24 protein-coding genes are annotated in these 20,061 nt (G+C 71.5%); 14 read left to right on the plus strand and 10 right to left on the minus strand.

The annotated features are described in order from the left end of the window. Nucleotides 1–11: 11 nt before the first annotated feature. From ACIBG6_RS19470 to ACIBG6_RS19480, 3 genes are all read right to left on the minus strand, one after another. Nucleotides 12–704, minus strand: a complete 693-nt coding sequence (locus ACIBG6_RS19470) for a hypothetical protein (RefSeq protein WP_399223814.1) — start codon at nt 702–704, stop codon at nt 12–14. A gap of 87 nt (nt 705–791) precedes the next feature. Continuing rightward, nucleotides 792–1,367 carry a hypothetical protein gene (locus ACIBG6_RS19475; RefSeq protein ID WP_399223815.1) on the minus strand — a complete coding sequence of 192 codons (576 nt, stop codon included), beginning with the start codon at nt 1,365–1,367 and terminating at the stop codon, nt 792–794. 85 nt (nt 1,368–1,452) lie between these two features. After that, complete coding sequence (locus ACIBG6_RS19480; RefSeq protein ID WP_399223816.1) at nt 1,453–2,271, minus strand: diacylglycerol kinase; 819 nt, start codon at nt 2,269–2,271, stop codon at nt 1,453–1,455. A gap of 142 nt (nt 2,272–2,413) precedes the next feature. Here ACIBG6_RS19480 and ACIBG6_RS19485 point away from each other — a divergent pair, with 142 nt between their 5' ends. Next, entirely contained in the window at nt 2,414–3,697 is a 1,284-nt protein-coding gene (locus ACIBG6_RS19485; RefSeq protein WP_317596806.1) for an adenylosuccinate synthase, read from the plus strand. Between the two features lie 66 nt (nt 3,698–3,763). Here the strand turns inward: ACIBG6_RS19485 and ACIBG6_RS19490 are convergent, their stop codons facing one another. Then, nucleotides 3,764–4,594, minus strand: a complete 831-nt coding sequence (locus ACIBG6_RS19490; RefSeq protein WP_399223817.1) for an oxidoreductase — start codon at nt 4,592–4,594, stop codon at nt 3,764–3,766. 88 nt (nt 4,595–4,682) lie between these two features. On the opposite strand from ACIBG6_RS19490, the gene ACIBG6_RS19495 reads away from it, so the two are divergent. From ACIBG6_RS19495 to ACIBG6_RS19510, 4 genes are all read left to right on the plus strand, one after another. Next, nucleotides 4,683–5,627, plus strand: a complete 945-nt coding sequence (locus ACIBG6_RS19495; protein ID WP_399223818.1) for a LysR family transcriptional regulator — start codon at nt 4,683–4,685, stop codon at nt 5,625–5,627. A gap of 75 nt (nt 5,628–5,702) precedes the next feature. After that, nucleotides 5,703–6,356 (plus strand): DUF6232 family protein, encoded by a 654-nt coding sequence (locus ACIBG6_RS19500; protein WP_399223819.1) that lies wholly within the window; start codon nt 5,703–5,705, stop codon nt 6,354–6,356. Next, the gene (locus ACIBG6_RS19505) at nt 6,353–6,718 is read left to right on the plus strand and encodes a hypothetical protein (protein WP_399223820.1); all 366 of its coding nucleotides are present in this window, start codon (nt 6,353–6,355) and stop codon (nt 6,716–6,718) included. The genes ACIBG6_RS19500 and ACIBG6_RS19505 overlap by 4 nt, the downstream gene beginning before the upstream one ends. Before the next feature lie 376 nt (nt 6,719–7,094). Beyond that, a complete protein-coding gene (locus ACIBG6_RS19510; RefSeq protein ID WP_399223821.1) occupies nt 7,095–8,204 on the plus strand; it encodes a hypothetical protein in 1,110 nt (369 codons plus the stop codon). A 2-nt stretch (nt 8,205–8,206) separates the two neighbouring features. On the opposite strand, the gene ACIBG6_RS19515 is transcribed toward ACIBG6_RS19510, so the two are convergent. Further along, nucleotides 8,207–10,117 (minus strand): serine/threonine-protein kinase, encoded by a 1,911-nt coding sequence (locus ACIBG6_RS19515; RefSeq protein WP_399223822.1) that lies wholly within the window; start codon nt 10,115–10,117, stop codon nt 8,207–8,209. 68 nt (nt 10,118–10,185) lie between these two features. Further along, nucleotides 10,186–11,727 carry a PstS family phosphate ABC transporter substrate-binding protein gene (locus tag ACIBG6_RS19520; RefSeq protein WP_399223823.1) on the minus strand — a complete coding sequence of 514 codons (1,542 nt, stop codon included), beginning with the start codon at nt 11,725–11,727 and terminating at the stop codon, nt 10,186–10,188. A 172-nt stretch (nt 11,728–11,899) separates the two neighbouring features. On the opposite strand from ACIBG6_RS19520, the gene ACIBG6_RS19525 reads away from it, so the two are divergent. The 4 genes from ACIBG6_RS19525 (at nt 11,900) to ACIBG6_RS19540 (ending at nt 15,247) form a co-directional block, all read left to right on the plus strand. After that, nucleotides 11,900–12,844: an NADP-dependent oxidoreductase gene (locus ACIBG6_RS19525; protein WP_399223824.1), complete on the plus strand. Its 945-nt coding sequence runs from the start codon at nt 11,900–11,902 to the stop codon at nt 12,842–12,844. Between the two features lie 109 nt (nt 12,845–12,953). After that, nucleotides 12,954–13,172 carry a hypothetical protein gene (locus ACIBG6_RS19530; protein ID WP_399223825.1) on the plus strand — a complete coding sequence of 73 codons (219 nt, stop codon included), beginning with the start codon at nt 12,954–12,956 and terminating at the stop codon, nt 13,170–13,172. Between the two features lie 160 nt (nt 13,173–13,332). Continuing rightward, on the plus strand, nt 13,333–14,181 hold the full coding sequence (locus ACIBG6_RS19535; protein WP_399223826.1) for an FG-GAP repeat domain-containing protein: 849 nt from the start codon (nt 13,333–13,335) through the stop codon (nt 14,179–14,181). 178 nt (nt 14,182–14,359) lie between these two features. After that, nucleotides 14,360–15,247, plus strand: coding sequence for a glycoside hydrolase family 19 protein (locus tag ACIBG6_RS19540; protein ID WP_399223827.1), 888 nt, complete (start codon nt 14,360–14,362; stop codon nt 15,245–15,247). Here ACIBG6_RS19540 and ACIBG6_RS19545 read toward each other — a convergent pair whose 3' ends face one another. Next, nucleotides 15,248–15,427, minus strand: coding sequence for a DUF397 domain-containing protein (locus tag ACIBG6_RS19545; RefSeq protein ID WP_399223828.1), 180 nt, complete (start codon nt 15,425–15,427; stop codon nt 15,248–15,250). Further along, the gene (locus tag ACIBG6_RS19550) at nt 15,424–16,260 is read right to left on the minus strand and encodes a helix-turn-helix domain-containing protein (protein WP_399224023.1); all 837 of its coding nucleotides are present in this window, start codon (nt 16,258–16,260) and stop codon (nt 15,424–15,426) included. Before ACIBG6_RS19550 ends, ACIBG6_RS19545 begins: the two co-directional genes overlap by 4 nt. 183 nt (nt 16,261–16,443) lie before the next feature. Here ACIBG6_RS19550 and ACIBG6_RS19555 point away from each other — a divergent pair, with 183 nt between their 5' ends. From ACIBG6_RS19555 to ACIBG6_RS19575, 5 genes are all read left to right on the plus strand, one after another. Beyond that, a complete protein-coding gene (locus ACIBG6_RS19555; RefSeq protein WP_399223829.1) occupies nt 16,444–16,863 on the plus strand; it encodes a hypothetical protein in 420 nt (139 codons plus the stop codon). Nucleotides 16,864–16,910: 47 nt separating this feature from the next. Continuing rightward, nucleotides 16,911–17,702, plus strand: coding sequence for a DUF2785 domain-containing protein (locus ACIBG6_RS19560; protein WP_399223830.1), 792 nt, complete (start codon nt 16,911–16,913; stop codon nt 17,700–17,702). Nucleotides 17,703–17,796: 94 nt separating this feature from the next. Continuing rightward, nucleotides 17,797–18,144: a hypothetical protein gene (locus ACIBG6_RS19565; protein ID WP_399223831.1), complete on the plus strand. Its 348-nt coding sequence runs from the start codon at nt 17,797–17,799 to the stop codon at nt 18,142–18,144. A 49-nt stretch (nt 18,145–18,193) separates the two neighbouring features. Continuing rightward, entirely contained in the window at nt 18,194–18,460 is a 267-nt protein-coding gene (locus tag ACIBG6_RS19570) for a hypothetical protein (RefSeq protein ID WP_384137584.1), read from the plus strand. Continuing rightward, nucleotides 18,457–18,855 carry a type II toxin-antitoxin system VapC family toxin gene (locus ACIBG6_RS19575; protein WP_399223832.1) on the plus strand — a complete coding sequence of 133 codons (399 nt, stop codon included), beginning with the start codon at nt 18,457–18,459 and terminating at the stop codon, nt 18,853–18,855. Before ACIBG6_RS19570 ends, ACIBG6_RS19575 begins: the two co-directional genes overlap by 4 nt. 76 nt (nt 18,856–18,931) lie before the next feature. On the opposite strand, the gene ACIBG6_RS19580 is transcribed toward ACIBG6_RS19575, so the two are convergent. Beyond that, nucleotides 18,932–19,405 carry a MarR family winged helix-turn-helix transcriptional regulator gene (locus ACIBG6_RS19580; protein WP_399223833.1) on the minus strand — a complete coding sequence of 158 codons (474 nt, stop codon included), beginning with the start codon at nt 19,403–19,405 and terminating at the stop codon, nt 18,932–18,934. Further along, nucleotides 19,402–20,007 (minus strand): DJ-1/PfpI family protein, encoded by a 606-nt coding sequence (locus ACIBG6_RS19585; protein ID WP_399223834.1) that lies wholly within the window; start codon nt 20,005–20,007, stop codon nt 19,402–19,404. Before ACIBG6_RS19585 ends, ACIBG6_RS19580 begins: the two co-directional genes overlap by 4 nt. Nucleotides 20,008–20,061 lie beyond the last annotated feature (54 nt).

Genomic DNA, 20,061 nt, shown 5'->3' on the forward strand with positions numbered 1-20,061 from the left:
CACAAGGAGGGTCAGGCCGGAGGCTGAGGGGCCTCCACGCCCGGCGCCAGCCACTCCAGCTGCCCCTCGAAGTCGGCACTGCCCGCCTCCCAGAGCGGCTCCGCAGGCCAGAGCGGCCGCCCCTCGACCCACGGGACGACGACCGGCAGACCGGACTCCGCCCGGTCGAGCCAGCCGCGCAGCTCCACGGCACCGGTGGGCGCGGACGGCAGCGGACCGCCCGGCGGGAGCATCACTAGACCGTCGGGCAGATCGTCGGGCCGCTCACCGTCCGGGAACAGGAACAGACTCGGCCGTCCGCCCGCGGGGCCGTGCAGCAGCACGTACCGCCGGGTGGCGGGCCGGGGAGCGGTCGCGGCCCGGGCGAGGCGGAGGGCGGCGGGACGGCCGGTGGTCAGCAACCGGTAGCCGGAGGTCAGGAAGGTGCCGAGCGCCATGAGCACGAGGATGTTCACCGGGATCGCGAAGCGCCCCTCAAGACCGGTCGACGCCAGTGCCCCGGCCACCGCGCCGACGGCTCCCGAGATCAGCACCTCACCCATCCCGGAGACCCGGCGCAGGCTCCGCACCCGCCACCAGGGCACGGCCCGGACATCCGCCTCCGGGCGGTGCGCGCGGGCAGGCGGGACGACCTCACGCGCGGCCTCGGCGGCGAGCAGGACATACGTCGGGGAGGGCGCGGTACCGGCGTCGTCGAGGCTCACGGGCGGAGCGTAGCCGGAGGCGTGGCCGCGGGGAGGGGCGGGGACGGGGGTGACAGGACGCCGGGACCCCCGGCTCGCCGCGCCGCGTCAGACCGCCGTCTGCGGGCTCCTCGGCACCGGACGGTCCAGCAGGCCCACCCGCTCCGCCCGCGCCACGATCCGGCGCCGCCCGGCCCGCCCCCATACCGGCCTCATCCAGATCAGCTCCCCGCCTCCGGGAGGCGCGATCACACCGCCCAGCCGAGGGTCCCCGCACCACCACAGCACCCCGTCCGGCCCCGGCAGCAGGAGTACGCACGGCTGCTGTATGGCCACGAGGGTCAGCGGCCACAGCTCGCCGGTGCCCGGGGAGGCCAGTACGACGGTCTCCGCGTACCAGGGACGGGCCACTGGCAGGGCCGCGTGCGCCGACCAGGTCCCGACGCCGAGGACGTGCCGCATCCGCTTCGCGATCGACCGCGCGTGGACGCCGATACCCAACGCGGGGAGAGCGAACAGCACGAGCCAGCCGATCGCGGCGGACGTCCATAAGCCCGAGAACAGCAGGCCGACGCCGACGGCGAGGACGAGCAGGACCGCGCCGATGACCGTCAGCGTGACCGCCCTCCGCCGGTACCGCTCCAGCGCTTCCGCCGTCTCCGGCAGATCCAGCGCACGCGCCACCACAAGCCCCCTCGTCCCACGAGCTCCCACGAGCTCCCACGAGCTCCCGCGAGCTCCCACGAGCCACTCCCACCCCACGGGCAGGCTAGAGCCCCCCGATGTCCCGGGGAAGCGTCAGCCCCCACGCCCCCGCGCGGGCCGTCCACGTGCGGCGGCGGACCGGGCCCGTGACGCGGCCGTCCGCGCGGTAGCGGAAGTCCGGGCCCGAGACCGTGAGCGTGCGGGCCAGCGCTTGGTGGTCCGGCTCCGGCGACGGGTGGGCCGGGTGGACCGTGACCTCCGCCGTGCCCGCGACCGAGCGGACCGAGACGCCCTCCACCGGCGTGTCCACGTCCGCGAGGAGCACCCCGTCCGCCTCCACCCGCAGCCGGTGGGTGCGGACCGCGAGGGCCGTAGGGGCCGGGCGGACCAGCGTGCGGACCAGGGAGCGGCAGGTGCCCCAGACGGACGAGGTCGGCGCGCCCAGGGCGCGGCCGGCCGGGACGAGCAGGTCGCCGAGGACGACCCCGTCGCTGTCGTCGACCAGCAGGTCGAGGCGGCGTACCGCCCCGTCGAGGACCGCCCGCGCCGCCGCCGGGGTGGAGCGCGGCACGCCGAGCGCGTGCGCCAGTTCCAGGGCGTCCGGCGGGCCGATCGGGACGAGGGACAGCGCCCCCTCGGCGAGCTCCCGCTCCCGGTGCAGCAGCGTCACCGTACGGAGCAGCGCGCGGTCGTCGCCGAGCACCACGGGGTGCCGGGAGCCGCGCCGGGCCAGGGCCCGGGTGAATTCCTCCGGGCTGTCCGGCAGGCAGATCTTCGTTTCCGCGCGCGCCGACAGGACATCCTTCGCGATCCGTACGGACTCGCCGTCACTTCGGCGGGCGACCGGGTCGACGATGACCAGCAGCTGGTCGTGATCCGACACCTCGGTCCTTCCTCGGGTAGCATCTTTGTGCAAGAGCCCCTTGCGCTATTGCGCCAGGGGCTTCGTCTATTCCGGGGCACACCGGTGAGGCGGCCTCGGCCCCTGACCTTGGACATGCCCCACCCGGAAGGGGTGTACGCCTGTGCCCGCACTTGTGCTGCTCGGTGCTCAGTGGGGTGACGAGGGCAAGGGAAAGGCCACCGATCTCCTCGGTGGATCCGTTGACTATGTAGTGCGTTACCAGGGCGGCAACAACGCCGGCCACACCGTCGTCGTAGGCGACCAGAAGTACGCGCTGCATCTTCTCCCTTCCGGAATCCTCTCGCCGGGGTGTACCCCGGTGATCGGAAACGGTGTCGTCGTCGACCCGGCGGTCCTGCTCTCCGAGCTGAGCGGACTGAACGACCGCGGCGTCGACACGTCGAAGCTCCTGATCAGCGGTAACGCTCACCTGATCACCCCGTACAACGTCACCCTCGACAAGGTGACGGAACGGTTCCTCGGCAAGCGCAAGATCGGTACCACCGGTCGCGGCATCGGGCCGACGTACGCCGACAAGATCAACCGCGTCGGTATCCGGGTCCAGGACCTGTACGACGAGTCGATCCTGGTCCAGAAGGTCGAGGCGGCGCTGGAGGGCAAGAACCAGCTCCTCGCCAAGCTGTACAACCGCCGTGCCATCGACGCCGCCCAGATCGTCGAGGAGATGCTCCAGTACGCGGAGCAGATCAAGCCGTTCGTCGCGGACACCACGCTGATCCTCAACAAGGCGCTCGACGACGACAAGGTCGTGCTCTTCGAGGGCGGCCAGGGCACCCTGCTCGACGTCGACCACGGCACGTACCCCTTCGTCACCTCGTCGAACCCGACCGCGGGCGGCGCCTGCACCGGTGCCGGCGTGGGCCCGACGAAGATCAGCCGGGTCATCGGCATCCTCAAGGCCTACACGACCCGTGTCGGCGCCGGCCCGTTCCCGACGGAGCTCTTCGACGCGGACGGCGAGGCGCTGCGCCGCATCGGTGGCGAGCGCGGTGTCACCACCGGCCGTGACCGTCGCTGCGGCTGGTTCGACGCGGTCATCGCCCGTTACGCGACCCGCGTCAACGGCCTGACCGACTTCTTCCTCACCAAGCTCGACGTGCTGACGGGCTGGGAGCAGATCCCGGTCTGTGTCGCGTACGAGATCGACGGCAAGCGCGTCGAGGAGCTGCCCTACTCGCAGACCGACTTCCACCACGCGAAGCCGATCTACGAAATGCTGCCGGGCTGGTCCGAGGACATCACCAAGGCCAAGACCTTCGCCGACCTGCCGAAGAACGCGCAGGCGTACGTGAAGGCCCTGGAGGAGATGTCGGGCGCCCCGATCTCCGCGATCGGCGTCGGCCCCGGCCGCACCGAGACGATCGAGATCAACTCCTTCCTGTAGGAGTACGCACGAGGAAGGGCCCGCACTCCGGCGACGAACCGGTGTGCGGGCCCTTCCTCGTGTCCGTCAGCCGTCCAGCTTCGTGTCCCTGCCGACCTTCTCCCAGGCCGTGAGGTCCGCCCGCACCAGCTCCAGGTGGCCCAGGATCGCGTCGATCGAGTCGTCGCCGAGGGCGAGTCGCAGCGGGGTCTCGTCGGCGTCCAGGGCCTTCAGTACGGCCGCCGCGGCCTTCGCCGGGTCGCCCGGCTGCGTACCGCCCCCGGTCTCCACGAACGCCCGCGTCCCGCCCACCGTGTCCGCGTAGTCGGCGATGCCGTCGCCGCTCAGGCTGTGGTTGCCGAACAGGCTCGTACGGAAGGCGCCCGGCTCCACGATCAGGACCCGGATGCCGAGCGGGCCGACCTCGGCCGCGAGCGCCTCCGACATGCCCTCCAGGGCGAACTTGGTCGCGCTGTACGCGCCGAAGCCCGCCATGGACGCCTGCCCGCCGACGCTGCTGAGCTGCACGATCGCGCCCGAGCGGCGGGCCCGCATGTGCGGCAGGACGGCCCGCGTGAGGGCGGCCGGGCCGAAGACGTGCAGGTCGAAGAGGGACCGCAGCTCGGCGTCGGCGGTCTCCTCGACCGAACCGACGTGCGTGCGGCCCGCGTTGTTGACGAGGACGTCGATGCGGCCGTGCCGCTCGGCGGCCTCCGCGACGACCCGGTCGACCGCCGCCGCGTCGGTGACGTCCAGGGCGACCGCGTCCACCTGGTCGGGGTGGGCGGCGACCAGCTCGTCCAGGGTCCCGGGGCGGCGGGCGGCGGCCACCACGACGTCGCCGGCGGCGATCGCGGCCTCGGCGAAGGCCCGCCCGAATCCGCTGTTGGCTCCCGTGATCAACCAGACCTTGCTCATGTCCGTACTCCCTCGCGACTGTTCCGTGCTGACGCGACAAGGCTGCGCCGCCCGGCCCCTGGCCGTCCAAGACCTGCCGTGATAACCCATGGGCATGACCACCAGCGACGTCCACGGCCGCGACCTGAGGTACTTCCTCGCGGTCGCCGAGGAGCTCCACTTCACCCGCGCCGCCGAGAAGCTGTACGTGTCCCAGCCCGCGCTCAGCAAGCAGATACGGGCCCTGGAGCGACAGCTCGGCGCCCCCCTCTTCGACCGCGACCGGCGGGGCGTCGCCCTCACCCCCGTCGGTACCGCCCTGCTGCCGCACGCCCGTGCCGCGCTCGCCGCCTGGGAGGAGGGCCGGGAGGCGGTGCGGCGGGCGCGGGAAGCCGCGGACGGCACCCTCGTCATCGGCATGAGCACCAGCCCCGGGCGGGGCGGCCTGCTGCCCGCGATCCGCTCCCGCTTCACCGAGGCGCACCCCGGGGCCCGGCTGAAGCTGCGCCAGGTGGCCTGGGACGACCCGACGGCCGGCCTCGCCGGGGGTACCTCCCAGGACGGAGTCCTAGGGGGAGGCGGCAGCGACGTCGCCTTCGTCTGGCTTCCGCTGGCGGGCGCGGACCGGTTCCGCTGGGTCGTCGTGGCCACCGAGCCCCGGTTCGTCGCGCTCTCGGAGGCCCACCCGCTGGCCGCGCGCGAGAGCCTGGACTTCGCCGACCTCCTCGACGAGCCGTTCCTCGCCCTGCCGGACACCGGGCCCGAACTGCGCGACTACTGGCTGGCGTTGGACTCCCGGGGTGGGCGCCCGCCGGTGATCGGCGCCGAGATCGGCGGAGTGGACGAGACGTACGAGGCGCTCGCGGGCGGGCTCGGCATCTGCCTGGTCGCGGCCGGGAACGTGCCGCTGCTCGCCCGCGAGGGCGTCGCGATCCGCCCCGTCAGCGGCGTCACCCCGAGCCGCCTCGTCCTGGCCTGGCGGGCCGACGACACCCGCCCCCTGGTGCGCGGCTACGCCCGAGCGGCGGCCGAACTCCGCCCACAGGAGTCCTGAACTCGCCTTGCGGGCAAGGGGTGGTGGGCGCTTAATGAGTGTCCACTCGCGCGTGGTTCCGTCTCAGGGGGAAGCATGGAAACGCCCGAACCTCCCGCCACACCTCCGCGGCCGTGGCACCGTCCCGCCGACACACCGGCCACCCCGCCGCCACCGGGTGCCGGTTCAGGTGTCGCACGGCACCTGCCGCTGGTCATCAGCAAGAGACTGCTCTGGGTGGGCGGCGCCGCCTATCCGCTGGAGAACATCGTCCGCGTCTACACCTTCGTCCTCCGGCCGCGTAAGGCAGAGGCGATCGGCACGTTCCTGAAGCGGATCGGCCTCACGCTGCTCGCCCTGCTCCTCGTCCTCTTCTTCGGGTCTCTCGCCAGCACCTTCGGCGGCGGGGCGGACGGGGACGACCTCATCGGCTTCCTCTCCGGGCTCTCCTTCCTCGCCATCGTGTTCGCAGTGATCTGGTTCACGGCCGACATGCTCGTCGTGGTGACCGCGTCCGCGCACTACGTCCTGGCCATCGAGACGAACGGCCAGTCGACCGCGATGGTCTCCGGCGACCCTCGTCACCTGGACGGACTCGTGGGGCAGATCGCGGCCGCGATCGACGAGCCGGACGCGAACCTCAACGTCGTCGTCGGCGCGCTCTCGATCAGCAACCCCAGCAACTACTACTTCGGCGACGCCGTGAACATCTACGGCGGCTCCGGTCACACGGGCAAGGTGGGCTCATGAGCGGGGACGGGAACAACTACTACTTCGGCGACGCCGTGAACATCCATGGCGGCACCGAGATCACGGGGATCGTCAACAACTACCCCGCACCGCCGCAGCAGCCCACCCTGGAGGAGGCGCTGCGGACCGTCGTCGCGCTCATGCGGGAGCTGCGCGCGGAGGTGGCGCCCGAGGACCAGCAGTCCTTCGACGAGGCGCTGCCCGTCCTCGCCGCCGACGCGACCGGCGCGGGCGTCGAGACGCCCGTACGGCGCCGGGCGCTGCTGACGGTCGCGGGCATCGCCGCGATGCTGGGGACGCTCGGCGCGCCGCTCCTCGACTCGGCCCGCGCCGCCCTGGAACTACTCGGCGTAGGCGGCTAGGGCCCTTCCAGGGGGTGTGCTCACACAGTGTGTTCGCGTGCCGTGGCCCCGAGTTGCCGACCCGGGGCCACGGGAGAAGAGTGGGTCGTGTGATTCCCGTGCACCGTTGAGTCGTGGAACTCCGGTCACCTTGGCCCGCCTTCGCGGGTAGGCCCCCGCGGACGAAGCAGCACACTGACAGCCACCTGGATGCACCATGACCACATCCGCCCAGCGACGAGTCGTCCGGGCTGCGAGCGCGTCCCTCCTGGCGGCCGGCTTGGCCTTGTCGTCAGGCATGGGCGCCATGGCGGCCCCGGCAGCCCCGGCGCAGGTCCAGGCCGTTGAAAGCGGAAGGGCTCAGCCGACGCCGCCACCACCACCTGCCGAGGAGGAGGTGCCGCCGCCTGCCGAGGAGGAGGTGCCGCCGCCTGCCGAGGAGGAAGTGCCGCCGCCTGCCGAGGAGGAAGTGCCGCCGCCCGCCGAGGAGGAAGTGCCTCCTGAGGAGGAAGTGCCCCCAGGCGAGGAGCAGCAGCAGAACAACCCCGACGTGGAGGAAGAGCCGAACCCGGCGGAAGAGGAAGCCAACCCGGCCGAGCAGCCCGGAGAGCTGCCTGCTGAGGGCGACGAAGCGCCTCCTGCCCAGAACATCGCGATCCAGACCCTGACCGCCGGCGAGCTCAAGCAGGCGCAGGCCGACCTCGCGGCGTCCAACCTCTCCGCCACGGAGAAGGCGAAGGTCAAGAAGCAGCTGGACGACCTCCAGGCCATCGTCAACGGGAACGGGACGCAGCAGGAGAAGGACGACGCCAAGGCCCTCGCCAAGGGGCTGGCCGAAGCGCTGAGGCTCAGCAAGGACGCGGACACCCCGAAGGAGGACCAGGAGAGGTACGCCAAGCTCGTCCTCGGCGTGACCACAGCGCTGGAGAAGTTCAACGGTCAGGGTTCCGTCGCCGAGCGGCTCGTCTACTTCAAGGTCCTCCAGGACCTGAACACCGTCCTCACGAAACTCACGGACAAGAACCTGACCGTGCAGGAGAAGGTGCTCTACTCCAAGTACGCGGACGTGCTCCTCGGCGGTGTGCTGGCTGCCCAGCAGCCGGGCACCGCGCCGACGGAACCGGAGGACAAGAAGAAGGTCCAGGAGAAGCTGCAGCAGAACGCCGCGGCGCTCAAGGTCTACCAGAGCGCGGACTCCTCCGAGTCGGACCGGGCCGCCGCCAAGGCGACGCTCGACGAGCAGGCCGGTGCGGTGAACAACGCCAAGTACCAGGAGCTCGTGGAGGAACTCAAGCGGCTGAAGGCGCCGCAGGCCTGCCTCGACGTCGTGCAGAACCGCACGCAGCAGGCCGGCTGGCCGGACGGATCCCTCTGGGGCCTGACCGACAAGGCCTGCGAGGACACCGTGCAGGCCGGCGCGGCGGACGCCGACAGCGACTGGAACGCCCTCTTCGAGTGCGTGCTGGACGAGCCGTTCAGCACCTGCACAGGTCGTATCCCCGAATAGCCCTACAACCGCAGGAACTCACCCGGCTCCGCGTCGATCATCGGATAGACGAGGAGCCGGTCCTTGCCCTCCCACTTGTCCACGACCAGGTAACTGGAGCCGGCCTCGGGGCACTCGGCGTCCGAACTGCCCGCGTCCTTGGCCTGCGGGCCCACGACGAGGAGGTCGCCGACGCCCGCGAGGACGGCGGTGGAGCCGCAGCTGACGATGTCGGTGGTGATCTCACCGGCGTCGTTCATGCGCGGGAAGACGTCGGTGAAGCGGACGAGCTGGGTGCCGATCGGGCCCTGGCTGACCGTGACTTCCGTTCTGAAGCGGTCGTCGTTGGCGCCGTAGATCTCCGGCATGGGCTTGCTGCGCCAGCGGCCGAGGAAGCGGGCGGGGATGACGGCGGTGCCGGTGGGCGCCTTGCGGAAGGTGGCCTTCGCGGCGCCCGAGGTCCACTCCAGGACGTCGGGGGAGCGCAGGGTGAGCGTCTGGTGGGCGGCGGGGGTGCAGCGCTGCGCGGGCACGCTGCTCGTGACGTCGGACTCGCCGTAGACGACCTTGTCCTCGTCGGCCGAGACGAGCCGGGAGCGGCCCATGCAGAGCCGGCCTTCGGAGACCTGGACGTAGACGGCGTTCTTGGCGCCGGCCGCGCCCTGGGTGATCTCGATGCGGGCGGTCTCCCGGGGGTGGTCGGCGGTGCCCTGGATGACGCCTTCCCAGGCCCCGAGGAAGCCGCCGGGGACGATCCCGGCGGGCCGGGCGGAGACGCCGTCGGTCTCGCCCCTGCCGCGGTTCTTCTGCTCGTCGCCGCCGGTGTTCGGGTCGGGCCAGAAGGTGTACGTGGCGCCGGCCGCGGCGGCCACGACCAGCGTCGCCAGGGCGGTGATCAGGGCCGTACGGCGGCGGGGGCGGGGTGCGGTGCGGGCGGTGGGCGGCAGGGGCGTGGCGGGCGTCGGGTCACCGGCGGCGGATCCCCCGGCTCCGGCAGCGGCGGCCACCGCGGCTCCGCCGAACCCCGGCCCGGCCCCCGTCGCGGCCTCCGCCTCCAGGAGGCGGGCCGCGTGGCGGCCGAGCCGGGCGAGGACGTCCGCCGGGAGCCAGGGGTCGGCGACCGGCAGCGTCTCGACGATCTCGGTCGCCGAGGGGCGGGCCTCCGGGTCCTTGGCGAGGCAGGCCCGGATGAGGCCGGAGAGCTCGGGCGCGAGGTCCGTCAGGTCGGGCTCGTCGTGGGCGATGCGGAACATCGTGGCGTGGACCCCGCTGTCGGCCGTCCCGAAGGGGGAGCGGCCGGTCGCCGCGTAGGCGAGGACGGAGCCGAGGCAGAAGACGTCCGACGCGGGCGTGACGCGGTCGCCGCGGACCTGCTCGGGCGACATGAAGCCGGGGGAGCCGACGACCGCGCCGGTGGTGGTCAGCCCGCCGCCGTCGGCGACCGTGTCGACGGCGCGGGCGATGCCGAAGTCGATGAGCCGGGGCCCGTCGACGGTCAGCAGCACGTTGGACGGCTTGAGGTCGCGGTGGACGAGCCCGGCGTCGTGGATGTGGACGAGGGCGCGGGCGAGTCCGGAGGCCAGCGTCCGTACGGTCGCGGGTGGCAGCGGCCCGAACTCGTCGCCGACCACGGTCCGCAGCGAAGGACCCGGTACGTACCCGATGGCCACCCACGGGGCGTCGGCGGACGTGTCCGAGCCGAGTACGGGCGCGGTGCCCGTCCCGCCGACCCGCTCCAGGGCGGCGACCTCGCGGGCGAACCGCCGCCGGAACTCCTCCTGGGCGGCCAGCTCGGCGTGCACCACCTTCACCGCGACCGTCCGGCCGCCGGCCGAGCGCGCGAGGAACACCCGGCCCATCCCCCCGACCCCGAGACGGCCGATCAGACGGAACGGACCGATGGTGACCGGGTCTTCCGCGTTCAATGGCTCCACGGCGACGAGCATGCCAGACCGGGCGCCGGCCGTCCCCACGGACGTCGGCCGTCCCCACGGATCCGACGTCAGCCGTCCCCGCAGATCCGCAGCCCCTTCGGGGTGGAGCAGGGCAGATGGCCGTGGGTGAGGACGACGTCCTGGCCGCTGCCCCGGATCAGGTAGTCGAGGAAGCTGGAGGTCAGGGAGTCGGCCGGCGGCCGGCCCCAGGTGTAGGCGTACTCGATCTCGCGGTACGGGTAGCTGGACTCGCCGATCTCCTCGACGACGGGTCTGCGCCCGTCGATGGCGACCCGGTGCAGCCCTTTCAGGCCGGTGCCGCCGCGGAGTTCGGTGTAGCCGATGGCCCCGGGGAGCCTGGCGACGGTCGACAGGACCTGTTCGGTGGAGTCGAGTTCGCAGCGGACGACCTTCGACGCGGGGTCGTCGATGCTCTCGCAGTCTCGGGAGGAGTTGGCGAGCTCGTTGCGGCCGAGGACCCGGCGCTGGAACACCTCCCTGGTGCCGGAGTTGGCGTCCCTGCTGATCAGCCGCACCGGCTGGTCGAGGCTGGGGACCAGCTCCTTCCAATTGGTGATCTCGCCCCGGTAGAGGCGGCGGATCTCGTCCAGGGTGAGGCTCTCCACGGGGATCCCGTCGTTGAGGACGAGGGTGAAGAGGGAGACCGCGACCATGTTCTCCCGCAGCTGCGGGTAGCCGCCCGGCTTGCGCCCGTCGGAGAGGGCGACGACGGCGGGGGAGCCCTTGGCGGACTTCGTCCCGGACGCCTCCAGCTCCCGTATCCCGGCGGTCGAGCCGTGCGCGGTCACGTTCACCGTCGAGCCCGCGCAGTCCTTCTCGTACTTCTTCGCCAGCTCCCGGACGACCGGCGCGAAGGCCGTCGAGCCGGTGACGGTCAGCGTGCCCCTGGCGCAGCCGATCGGCGGCGGGGTCTGCTCGCGGACGATGATCGCGGCGAGCGCGACGACACAGACGGTGAGGACGACGGTGACCGTGCGGGCGACCCGGCTGAAGACGGGCGGCTTGTCGTCGGGGGTCGTGCTGTGGTTGACGTGGACGTGGCCCTCGGCGATGTTGCCGTCGACCGACACCGGGTCGCCGATCGGGCCGCCGGTGAGCAGGACGAGCAGCTTGTAGTGGGCGCCGCGGTTGAGCGGGACCTTGGGCAGCAGGATGGTGGCGTCGCCCTCCGCCGGGCCCACCCAGCTGTCGGAGAAGTGGCTGAGCAGCCGGGGATGGTCGGGAGCGGTCACGACGACCGCCTGCACCCGGCGGCGCTCGAACTCGACCGTGAGTCCGTGGTCGTCACCGTCCGTGTAGTGGTCGGCGCCGATCGACAGGGCCCCGTCGTTCTCGATCCGGAGCAGGACGAGGGTGGCGTCCCTGAGGGCGGGGGTCGCGTTGAAGAACCCGCGCCGCACGGCCGCGCCGGGGCCGGTCGCCGCCCCGTTGGCGGCGGCGTTCCCGATGGTCGTGTCGAGCTGGACGCGGTAGCCGATCCGCCGCTGGTGCGGCACCCGCCGCTCGTACCAGACGGCACCGGTGGAGACGAGGACACCGAGGAGGGCGGTGACCAGGGCGATGAGGTTCTCAGCGGTGAGCCAGTCCACCCGCGCGACGGTACGCACGTGTGTGCGGTTCCGTGCGAGGCGTAGCTCGCCGTCACCCGGAGTTCTCCCTTCCTTCGGCCGGAGGCTCGCGGGCGGGCCAACAGGGGTTGCTGGGGGCTCTCCGGCGTGGGTGTAATGGCCACGAGGGGGCCTTCCGTCTGAGGAGTACCCCATGCGTGTCGTCGAAGTGACCGCCTACGGCGGACCCGAGGTCCTCAGAATGGCCCGCCGGCCCGAGCCGGTGGTCGGGGACGTCCCCGGCAGGGTGCGCGTACGGCTCAAGGCCGCCGGTGTGAACCAGGCGGATCTGCGGATCCGGGCCGGCCTGTACGCCGACGCGGTCGGCGCGCTCAAGCCCCCCTTCGTCCTGGGGACGGACTTCGCGGGAAGGCTGCTCGATCCCGTGCCCGGGATGGCCGAGGGGACGCGTGTGGCCGGTTACGTCAACTGGTACGAGGAGCTGACCGGCGAGGGCACGTACGCCGAGGTCGTCTGGGTCGATCCGGACTGGCTGGCCCCGATCCCGGACGACGTGGACTTCACCGTGGCCGCGTCCGTCCCGCTGGCCTCGGCCACCGCCCAGCAGGGCCTCGACCGGCTCGCCCTCCCGGCGGGGGCGACGCTGCTCGTGACCGGTGCGAGTGCCGTGGTGGGCCGCTTCGCGGTCCAGTACGCCCATGCGGCCGGACTGCGGGTCGTGGCTGTCGCCCACGAGGGTGACGAGAGCGAACTGAAGATCCTCGGCGCGGACCACGCCGTCCCGCGCGGTGCGCCGGAGGACGTGGCCGCCAGGGTGATGGAGGTCGCCCCGGAGCGGGTGGACGGGATCTTCGACGGGGCGCTCTTCGGCGGCGTGGGGCTCCTTCCGCTGCTGAAGGACGACGGCGTCTTCGTCGCGATCGCTCCCGACCGGGTTCCGGTCGCCGAGCGGAACATCCGCGTCGAGGCCGTCCGGGCCCGCCCGGACGCCGCCCGGCTGAAGGAGACGCTGGAGAAGGTCGCGGCCCGCGAGCTGATCACCCGGGTGGCCGACGTCATGCCGCTGGAGGAGGCCGCCGAGGCCCACCGCCGCGCGGAGGCGGGCCACCGTCCGGGCCGCGTCATCCTGATGATCTGACCGGTTCTGATCGGTTCCGACCCGTCAACCTCATCCGCCCCGGGTGCCCCGACCTGGGGCGGATGACGGCCGTACCGGTACCTGGGACGAGGGGGATCGTTATCCGGACATGAACTCTTCCCAGCGTGTCCTCACCGCCCTCGCCCTCGCCGCCTCCGCCATCGGTCTCGGAGCGGGCGCCGCCGCCGCGGTCGACCCCCTGGCGGGCGCGACCGGCCTGCTCGGCCCGGTCACCGGCGCCAGCCAGTCCGACTCCCCCCTGGGCGCCGTCACGGACGCCGCGAACCCCGCGGCGCTCGGCGACGTCACCTCGGCCCTGCCCCTCTAAGGCGCCCGTTTCTCCTCTCTCCCCCTCCATCGGCTCCGGGGCGGCAGCTCGCCGCCCCGGAGCCGTTTTGTGGCGCAAAGCATTCGAACGGCTGTGGCAGGATTCGGGACAGCGGCGGTGTGTCATGTGCGCCGCCGAAGTATCCCAGGGGGGATTTTCGATGAACATCATTCGACGTCGTCGTGCGCTCAAGGGCGCCCTCGTCGCCACCGCCGTCGCGGTCGCGACCGCGACCGTTGCCGGCACGGCCTCCGCGGCGGAGCTGCCGGAGCAGCCTCTCTTCGACATGTACGGCGTCCACAAGACGACCCAGGACCTGACCATCTGGTTCTCCACGGGCAGCGGCGGCTTCGACAAGTGGGACACCGGGGACGACGCCTCCGACGTCGCCGACATCATCGATGCCGACAACGACAACGACGCCATCTCCGACAGCCAGTGGACCGTCCTCAAGAACGGTCAGCTGATCTTCTTCGGGGACTACTCGGGTTCGCAGGACGCGGACATCGTCGGCCGCGGCTGGAACATCTACAAGACGATCCTCTCGCCCGGCAACATCGGTGGGGCCAAGGAGGCCGACCTCATCGGCGTCGACTCCTACGGTGTGCTGTACAGCTACCTCGCGTACCCGAACGGAACCACCACCACCCGTGTGCGCGTCGGCGGCGGCTGGAACGCGTACGACCAGATCGCCGGCCAGGGCGACCTGACCGGTGACGGCAAGCCCGACATCGTCGCCAAGGAGAAGTCCACCGGCTACCTGTACCTCTACAAGGGCACGGGCAACTGGAAGGCCCCCTTCAGCGGCCGTACGAAGATCGGCCAGGGCTGGAACGCGTACGACCGCCTCCTTTCGGTCGGCGACCTCAACCTCGACGGCAAGGCGGACCTCCTCGCCCGCAAGCCCAGCGGTGCGCTGATGCGCTACTACGGCACGGGCGTCGCCGCGACCCCGTTCAAGGCGCCGACCCAGATCGGCACCGGCTACCAGTCGTACAACCTGCTGTAGCAGTACGGGCGTTACGCGCCACACGTCGGCCCCGGGCCTCGGATCTCCGAGCCCGGGGCCGCTTCGTATGCAACCGGAACCCCAACTGTCACAAGTTCTGGTCTAGACCTTGACAGGTCCAGACCAATCACGCTTCGCTGGGCCTTCCCCACCCGGACCCCACCCGGAAGGACAGCTCATGCTGCGAAGGCTGATCACTCTGATCGCCGCTCTCTGTACGGCCGTTGGACTCGCCGTACTCCTCCCCTCCGCGACCGCCGGCGCGGCCCCCGCCTGTGTCGGCGCCTGGAACTCGGGCAGCGTCTACACCGGCGGCATGACCGCCTCGTACAACGGCCACAACTGGTACGCGAAGTGGTGGACCCAGAACGAGCGTCCCGGCTCCTCCGACGTCTGGCGCGACGAGGGCACCTGCGGCACCGGCGGCGGCACGGACCCGGACCCCTCCGGATTCGTCGTCTCCGAGGCCCAGTTCAACCAGATGTTCCCGAGCCGGAACCCCTTCTACACGTACAAGGGCCTCACCGACGCGCTCAAGTCCTACCCCGGCTTCGCCAAGACGGGCAGCGACACGGTGAAGAAGCAGGAGGCCGCGGCCTTCCTCGCGAACGTCTCCCACGAGACGGCGGGCCTCTACTACATCGTCGAGCAGAACACCGCGAACTACCCGCACTACTGCGACGCGGGCAAGCCCTACGGCTGCCCGGCCGGCCAGGCCGCGTACTACGGCCGCGGCCCGATCCAGCTCTCCTGGAACTTCAACTACAAGGCGGCCGGTGACGCCCTCGGCATCGACCTGCTGAACAACCCCTGGCGGGTCGAGCAGGATCCGGCCGTCGCCATGCAGACGGGCCTCTGGTACTGGAACACCCAGAACGGCCCCGGCACGATGACCGCCCACAACGCCATGGTCAACGGCGCGGGCTTCGGCCAGACCATCTGGGCGATCAACGGCAGCCTGGAGTGCAACGGCGGCAACCCGGCCCAGGTCCAGAGCCGGGTCACCAAGTACCAGCAGTTCACCCAGATCCTGGGCGTCCCGGCCGGTTCGAACCTGTACTGCTGATCAGTCCTGCCAGGCGACGAACACGGTCCAGGCGGCGGGCTCCACGGCGAACGTGGGCCCGTCGCTGACCTTCGAGTCCCGAAGGTGGACGGCGTGGGCGCAGGTGGCGACCTCTACGCACTCGCCGCCGCCGCCGTCGCTGTAGCTGGACTTGAACCAGTGCAGGGTGTTGTCGTTCATCTCCGTACTCCCGCCAACTCCTCGATGAGCCCCAGCGACGTGCGCGGATCCAGGGCCTGTGCCCGGATCTTCGCATACCGCTGCAGGTGCGTACTCAGCTTCGCCCGGTCGGTGATCAGCAGGCTCTCCCCCTGGATTTCCAGGTAGGTCACCCGGTCGTGGGCTGGGGTTTCGATGACGGTCAGGTTGCCTCGGTCACCTGAGTACTCGCCTCCCAGCCCCGCGTCCAGCGGCAGCACCTGAAGGTTCACGTTCCTCCTTCGCGCGCACTCCGCCAGGTACACCAACTGCTCCCGCATTACCTCCTTGCCCCCGATGGGCCGTCGCAGCACTGACTCGTCGAGCACCAGCTCGATCTGGCACACCGGATCCCGGTCGAACAGCGCCTTCCGTGCCATGCGGCCGACGACCAGTTCCTCAGCCCGCTCCGGTGTGGGCTCGGGGTAGCTCCCCGCGATCAGCGCCCGCGCATACGCCTCCGTCTGGAACAGCCCATGCACGACGTGGTTCGCGTACAGCCACAGCGCCAGCGCCTTCTGTTCGATCGGCGCGTATCCACGGAACTGCTCCGGCAGTTTCTCCAGCCGTACGAGCTCCCGCATCTCCTCGAAGATGCCCGTCCCGCCGCCCAGGGCGACTTCGAGATGTACCAGCATCTCGTCGCTCACCGCGTGCAGGAGCCGTTCCATCGCGCTGATCGCCGCGCCGCTGTAGCCCATCTGCGCGCCCAACTGCTCCTGCGTCAGGCCCTTCTTCAGCCGCATTCTCTTCGCCACGGCGGCCGCCATCCTCGCCGCGGGGCCCACCGTTTCCTTGTTCTCTTCTCGCGCCATCGCGATCCCCATCCGAACTCAACCGGTCTCAACCGGTCTCAACTGCTCCCCGCCGAATTCGACTGCACACAAGGTGCGTTGGTGCAGGTCAAGGGGTTACCGACGCGCCCACCGCAGTCGTGGAAAACGCTAGCGTCGGCGCGGGAACATGTCCCTGTGAATGAAGAGAATCGGGAAGTAAACGTGGATTGGATTCCTGTTTCCGGATTCCAACTCCGCAAGGCCGGGGTGCAATTCGACGCCGTCCGCGTCGACGGCGACGAGGGGCGGCGGCTTGCCGACTGGATAGAGGTGCTCACCGGGGGCGACCCGGGGCCCGTCGTCATCGAGGCGAACGGCCGGCGCGGGGTGTACTTCCTCGTGCCGCCGGGGTCGACGGCGCACCGGTCGTGGCCGCGCGGGGTGACCCGGTTCAACGCCGGGCCCGCCCAGGTGAGTTACGTACCGGTGCCGGCGTTGACGGGGCGGACCTGGCCGCTGTCGTGGCGGTTCCCGCCGAGCGCGCCGGGCCGGTTCGTGCACACGCTGCTCCTGCGGAGCGCCGTGACGGAGCTCTTCGCCGACCCGTACGCGTACGCGGACACGACCGCTCGGGGTCAGTGAAATTTTATTCTCGGCGCGAGGTGGCGGTATGCGCTTATTGTGCCGCCGTGACCGACTGGAGCGGCATCGAAGCCGCCGACTACGCCATACCCGCCGACCGTGACCTGGAAGAACTGACAGGAGAGCTGTCCCGCGCGCTCGCGGATCCCGATCCGGGGATCCGCGACGGGGCGGCCTACTCCGTCCTCGCGACCTGGATCGAGCGCGGGGTGATCGACGGGCCCCGGCGGCTCGCGCTCGGCGACGAGATGGCGGCCCGCTTCGAGGACCCGGAGATCCAGGCCCGTACCTTCGCGCCGCTCGTGCTCGACATGCTCGTGAGCGAGGGGGACCTCCGGCCGGAGTGGGTGGACGCGTTCGCGCGCTGGTACCCGGCGGAGGAGGACCTGCGGGGCCACGACGAGACGCTCGGCTGGCTCCACGCGGTCGCGCACGGCGCGGACCTCCTCGCCGTGTTCGGGCGTCACGCCGACGTGGACCCGGTGCGGATGCTCGACCTCGCCGCCGCACGACTGACCGCGCCCACCGGCCACGTACTCGACCAGCTGGAAGACGACCGGCTCGCGCGCGCCGTCGCCCGTGTCCTCACTCGCCCCGACCTGAGCGAGAACGAGGCGACGGCGTGGCTCGACGTGATCGCCGCCGACTTCGGGGCGGACAGCATCGGAGTCCCGGTCTCCGCCCACCTCTCCAACTGCCTGCGCACGCTCCGGATGTTGTACGTTCTCGCGGACCGGGGCGTCCGGATGACCCGTGACGGCGAGCCGCAGCCCCTCCACCACGCCCCGGCGGTCAAGGCCCGCCTCGCCGAGGTCCTCGACCGGATCGTCAGGCGCTGATCGGCAGTCTTCAGGGAGGGCGTGGGGGATGCGCGGATCGACGACCGAAGGCGCGCCGTCGCCCGTTTCCGCTCCGGGGTGCGGGTGGTACTGGATGGCCGGCGCCCTCGCTGCCCTCGGCACGTACGGCGGCACCGCGTGGACCGTTCGGTCGTGGGCGAGCTGCCCGCTCGGGAACGACGCGAGCAGCAACGTCGGGCTGAACATGCTGATGCTCGTCATGTGGCTCTGCATGACTCTGCTGCTGTCTCTGCTCCCCTTCGCGCTGCGGCGCCGGCCCTTTCGGGGCGGGCGGGCGGTCATGTGGCTCGCACCGGTCGCGGCGGCCATCGCCCTGACCGTGCTGTACCGGGTCGGCATGGAGTGGCCGTACCACCCGCCCGGGGGCCCGTGCACGGACGGCTATCCCGTCTTCCCGTTCACGGGCAAGACGGGCCCGTAGCGGTCCGGGCGATTGCGTGCATGCACATGTGCATGCAACCATGGTGTGCATGGTTGCACTGCAGATTCGTGACGTGCCCGAGGACATGCGTGACCGGCTCGCGGCCATAGCGGGTGAGCGAGGCCAGTCGTTGCAGGCGTACCTCTTCGACGTGCTGAGCGACGAAGTGCGGCGCCGGGACAACCTGGCCGTCCTTGAGGGGTTCTCCGCAGGGAGGTACGGGGCGCGGCTCGACACCGCTGACGTGCTGGACGCCCTGCGGGGCGGGCGTACGGAGCGCGACATCGTCCTCGGCGTGCCGGAGGGCGACGAGTGATCGTCGTCGACGCATCGGTCTTCGCGTTCTCGCTGCTCGACGAAGGCGCCATCGGCGACCGCTGCAGGGCAGCCCTCGCCGCCGACAGCAGGTGGATCGCGCCGGAGCACTGGACGATCGAGGTGCTGTCGGTGATCCGGGGCAATCTGCTAGGCGGGAAGATCTCGAAGGAGCACGCGGAGGACGCGGTTGCCGCCCTCGGGAAGCTGGAGCCCGTCGTTCCGCTGTCACGTGTCCTCCTGCCCCGCATGTGGGAGCTACGAGGGAACCTCACCGCCTACGACGCCGCGTACGTCGCCGCCGCGGAGGCGTACGGCTGCGCGCTGGTCACCGCGGACGGACGCCTGGCCCGCGCCTCCGGCATCCGCTGCCCGGTGGACGTGATCGGCCGCTGAGCCGCAGCGCGGGCGCCGAAGGCCGCCGCGCCGCCGGGTCGAGTACGAGCTCCAGCAGCTGCCCGGCGGACCATCTCTAGTCGGCTGCCTCAGGGGCCGAGTAGGTCGCGCTGACCGCGTCCAGTGCCCCCGAGAGCCGTTCCAGCACCCGTACCGTCTCGTCGAAGGCCTCCTGGCCGCCCAGCTCCGCGGCGAGCAGGGCCGCCAGCTCCGCGTGGCCCGGCTCGATGCGGTCGATCGCCGCCCGGCCCGCCTCCGTCGGCGCGAGGAGTTTGGCGCGCCGGTGGGCGGGGTTCGTCTCGTACGCCGCCAGGCCCTCCCGTACGAGCAGGTCCGCGATCCGCTGGACGCTCTGGCGCGTGATGCCCATGACGCGGGCGATCCCGGCGACCGGCAGCGGTTCGGGGAGGACGGCGCCGAGGACCTGCCACCAGGCGGCGGTCAGGCCGGCCGGCTCGGCCAGCTTCTCCGAGACGGCGAGGAACTGGCCGTTCAGGCGGAAGACGCCCAGGGCCGTACGGGACAGGGCGTCCTGCTCCAGGCGGCTCACGAGTTCAGCTCGACGAAGGCCGCCGGGTCCGAGTCGTGGAAGAGGCGGTACCAGGCGTCCCGCTTGCCCTCGTACGCGCCGAGGCGGGCGAAGATCTCGCGGGCGAACGCGACCGGCTCCGTCGGGCCCGCCGTGATCAGGTCCCCGTCCGTCACCGCGTCCGCGTCGACGTAGTGCTCGCCGCCCTTGTAGCCGGTGGCGGCCAGGTAGAACGAGACGGCGCTCGTGTGCGGGCGGTCGTCGAGGAGGCCCTCCTTCGCCAGGCCCGCCGTGGCGCCGCAGATCGCGGCGACCGGCACACCGGCGTCGAGGAAGGCGCGGGCCTTGGCCGTGAAGGGGGCGAGCTCGTCGCCCTCGTCGTACTTCTCGGCGCCCGGGAGGATCAGCAGGGCGCTGTCCTCGGGGGCGAGGTCGGCGAGCGCGAGGTCGGGGACGACCCGGATCCCGGCGATCGTCGTGACGGGCTCTCCGGCGACCGGGCCGACGGTCCGGATCGTGTAGCCCGCGCGGGCGAGCCAGGCCGTGGCGTGGCCCGTCTCCCAGTCGGCGAGGGTGTCGTAGACGGCGAGATGAACGGTCTTGGTGTCGCTCTCGGTTCCCATGACAGAAGACTGTCATGATGACAGCTTGCTGTCAATGGGGATGTGGCTTCCTCC

Source organism: Streptomyces sp. NPDC050842, from assembly GCF_044456565.1.
GTDB lineage: Bacteria > Actinomycetota > Actinomycetes > Streptomycetales > Streptomycetaceae > Streptomyces.